Annotated in this window: 4 protein-coding genes; all 4 read left to right on the forward strand. The window is 39.9% G+C overall.

The genetic code is table 11. The annotated features are described in order from the left end of the window. Positions 1-390: 390 nt before the first annotated feature. The 4 genes from QOR82_RS08890 to QOR82_RS08905 are packed head-to-tail and all read left to right on the forward strand — an operon-like array spanning position 391 to position 3,014. A complete protein-coding gene (locus QOR82_RS08890) occupies positions 391-822 on the forward strand; it encodes a PTS sugar transporter subunit IIA (protein ID WP_283584386.1) in 432 nt (143 codons plus the stop codon). Between the two features lie 17 nt (positions 823-839). Then, a complete protein-coding gene (locus QOR82_RS08895; RefSeq protein WP_283584388.1) occupies positions 840-1,337 on the forward strand; it encodes a PTS system mannose/fructose/N-acetylgalactosamine-transporter subunit IIB in 498 nt (165 codons plus the stop codon). Positions 1,338-1,359: 22 nt separating this feature from the next. Next, positions 1,360-2,178, forward strand: coding sequence for a PTS mannose/fructose/sorbose/N-acetylgalactosamine transporter subunit IIC (locus QOR82_RS08900; protein ID WP_283584387.1), 819 nt, complete (start codon positions 1,360-1,362; stop codon positions 2,176-2,178). Further along, a complete protein-coding gene (locus QOR82_RS08905; protein ID WP_283584389.1) occupies positions 2,178-3,014 on the forward strand; it encodes a PTS system mannose/fructose/sorbose family transporter subunit IID in 837 nt (278 codons plus the stop codon). Before QOR82_RS08900 ends, QOR82_RS08905 begins: the two co-directional genes overlap by 1 nt. The last annotated feature ends 130 nt before the right edge of the window (positions 3,015-3,144 follow it).

The following is a 3,144-nucleotide window of genomic DNA, read 5'->3' on the forward strand; positions in this document are numbered from 1 at the left end:
AGCTCCATCAACCAATAATCAATTGGTCAGTATTATTTATTTGAGTCCAGTGGCTAACTTATTCTTGAAATTTAGGACAGTAAAATTATTTTTGATTTAAAAAATAAATAAAAAATTTTCGTATGAATTATTATTAAAATAGCGAGTCACAATTGTTCGTGATTTCGCTATTTTTTTAATCCACCAATAACTTAATTTAATGGATCGTGGACTATTTAAGATATAATTGAATAAATAGTTTGCATTATATATTAATTACTTAAAATATTATTATACCTTATCAAAATATAATTAACAACCAGACGATAATCATTTTCTATGCAAACGCTTCCATTAATAGCTTTTTTATGTTGTTGTTATAACATTCACTATTTGAAGGAGGCGAAATCAATGAAGTATTTAATTGCGACGCACGGCAAATTAGCCAGTGGTTTTCAGAGTTCTTTAAATATCCTGACGGGTAAAGGAGATAAGGTTTCCGTTATTGATGCCTATCTTGATGACTCCGATTACACACCAAAAATTGATGCATTTATTGATAGTATTGGCCCAAATGAACAAGGGGTTATCTTTACAGATCTGTATGGCGGATCTGTGAATCAAAAAGTAGTGGCACGCTTAGCGGCTAAGTCTGGCAAAGATATTTTTCTGATTGCAAATTCTAATTTAGCTATTATTTTGTCAGTTATTTTACAACCAGTAGATACCAAACTTACGGACGATATTATCAACAAAGCAATTGGGGAGTCAGCAGTTAAGTTAGTTAAACTGGAGACTTCGGATAGTAATAGTGGCGAAGATGCTGATGACTTCTTCGCCTAAATCAGGAGGTAACAAACATACTTGCACAATTAAGAGTTGACGATCGTTTAATTCATGGCCAAGTAGCTGTAGTTTGGACGAAAGAATTAAATACACCATTACTCGTTGTTGCTAATGACCATGCTGCTAATGACAAAGTGATGCAGATGACTTTAAAAATGGCGGTGCCTGATGGTACCAAATTGTTAATTCGTTCTGTGAAAGATGCTATTCGGATTTTTAATGATCCGCGCGGCAAGGATAAGCGAATTTTTGGCATCTGCAATTGTGTTTCTGATGCTAATAAAATTGCCCAAAATGTTCAAGACATTGAAGCCGTTAACGTTGCCAATGCTGGTCGTTTTGACAAGTCCGACCCTAAGAGCAAAGTTAAGGTCTTCCACAGTGTTCAATTGAATCCTGATGAACTAAAGGCGGCTAAAGAACTAGCTGCTTTGAAACGTGTAGATACTTACAATCAGGTTTTACCTTCCAATGAACGGAAAGACCTGGCAGAGGCGCTTGAAAAGTTCTAATTATATGAGGAGGTAAAATCAAATGCTAACTCATGCATTTTTGGCTGCACTTGCAGTCTTCATCTGTTTCGGTGGTAACTACCTTACCGGGCAAAGTATGTTGGAACGTCCGCTTGTTGTCGGCTTGGTAACTGGGTTACTGATGGGCGACATGCGGATTGGTATATTAATGGGGGCTTCGCTTGAAGCTGTCTTCCTAGGTAATGTCAACATCGGTGGGGTTATTTCTGCTGAACCCGTTACGGCAACTGTTATTTCGACTACTTTTGCGATCACCGCTGGTGTTAGTAAGGGTGCTGCCATAACGCTTGCCATTCCTATTGGTATGTTGGCCGCTTTCATGGTTATGTTCATGAAGAACGTGCTGTTTAACATTTTTGCTCCGGTTCTGGACAAAATTGCTGCTGAAGGCAATGAGCACAAAATTAATGCTTTGCAGTGGGGTACTTGGGCATTCTACTACCTAATTATTTCCGCTGTTTCATTCGTTGGTGTGCTGGCAGGTTCCGGCCCAGTTAACACTTTCGTTAAAGAAATCCCAAAGGTTGTTATGAATGGTTTGAACGCAGCCGGTGGTTTATTACCAGCAGTTGGGTTCGCTATACTGATGAAGTTACTGTGGGATAACAAGCTTGCGGTTTACTACCTATTAGGTTTTGTTTTGACAGCTTACGTTAAACTGCCAGCGGTAGCTGTTGCGGCGATCGGGATTGTTATCTGCGTTGTCGTTGCCCAAAACGAAATGCGGCTAAACCAGATGCAGAAACAAGGCGTATCACAAACCAATAACTCTTCCGCTCATACGAGCAAGGAAGAAGAAGAGGAGGACTTCTTCTCATGATGAAATTAAGTAAAAATCTAAAACCTGATGAACGCAAAATGATGCGTCGTGTCTTCTGGCGCTCATACGCAATGAATGCATCAAGAACTGGTGCTACGCAATACCATGGTTTAGGGTTCTTATGGACCATCATGCCAGCGATTGATCTCTTCTACAAAAATAATAAAGAAGAGCGAACTAAGGCGATCGTACGGCACACGACATGGTTCAATGCTACTTTGCACTTAAACGACTTCATTGTTGGTTTAGTTACTTCAATGGAAAAGAAGAATGCGGAAGATCCTAAGAATTTTGATGCAAGCTCAATCACTGCCGTGAAGGCTTCGCTGATGGGACCTTTATCCGGTATCGGGGACTCCTTCTTCTGGGGCATTCTTCGGGTTGTTGCTGCTGGTATTGGGATTTCTTTGGCTAGTGCTGGCTCGCCACTGGGAGCAATTGTCTTCTGGCTGCTTTACAACATCCCAGCAATGATCATTCAATATTATTCACTATATGGTGGCTACACCGTCGGGACCAACTTTATTGAACGGTTGTATGAATCAGGCGGTATGAAGATCTTGACCAAGGTTTCGAGTTTGCTTGGTTTGATGATGATGGGTTCCATGACAGCTTCCAACGTTAAATTTACTACTATTTTATCGATTGCCGTTAAGGGAAGCAGCCAGGTTATGAAAATCCAAACCTACTTAGACCAGCTGTTCGTCGGTTTAGTACCGTTATGCGTAACTCTGTTTGCATTCTACCTCATCTACAAGAAGCACGTAAATGTCAACTGGGTTATGTTAGGGATTATGGTCCTGGGGATTATTCTAGGGCTTTGCCACATTTGCTAGATTTTGATCATGAAAAGTTGGGCGTTTCTGTCACACTTTTCTATTAACTAAAACGATTCTAGAATATTCGGTACTGATAAGAGTAATTCTTATCGGTGCCGTTTTTTGTTGCTTCGCTATACCATTAAAT

The organism is Limosilactobacillus difficilis, from assembly GCF_947387495.1.
GTDB lineage: Bacteria > Bacillota > Bacilli > Lactobacillales > Lactobacillaceae > Limosilactobacillus > Limosilactobacillus difficilis.

Excerpts from the sequence above, each read along its gene's own strand:
- QOR82_RS08905 (WP_283584389.1), top strand. The coding sequence starts at position 2,178 with ATGAAATTAAGTAAAAATCTAAAACCTGATGAACGCAAAATGATGCGT.
- QOR82_RS08890 (WP_283584386.1), top strand. The coding sequence starts at position 391 with ATGAAGTATTTAATTGCGACGCACGGCAAATTAGCCAGTGGTTTTCAG.
- QOR82_RS08900 (WP_283584387.1), top strand. The coding sequence starts at position 1,360 with ATGCTAACTCATGCATTTTTGGCTGCACTTGCAGTCTTCATCTGTTTC.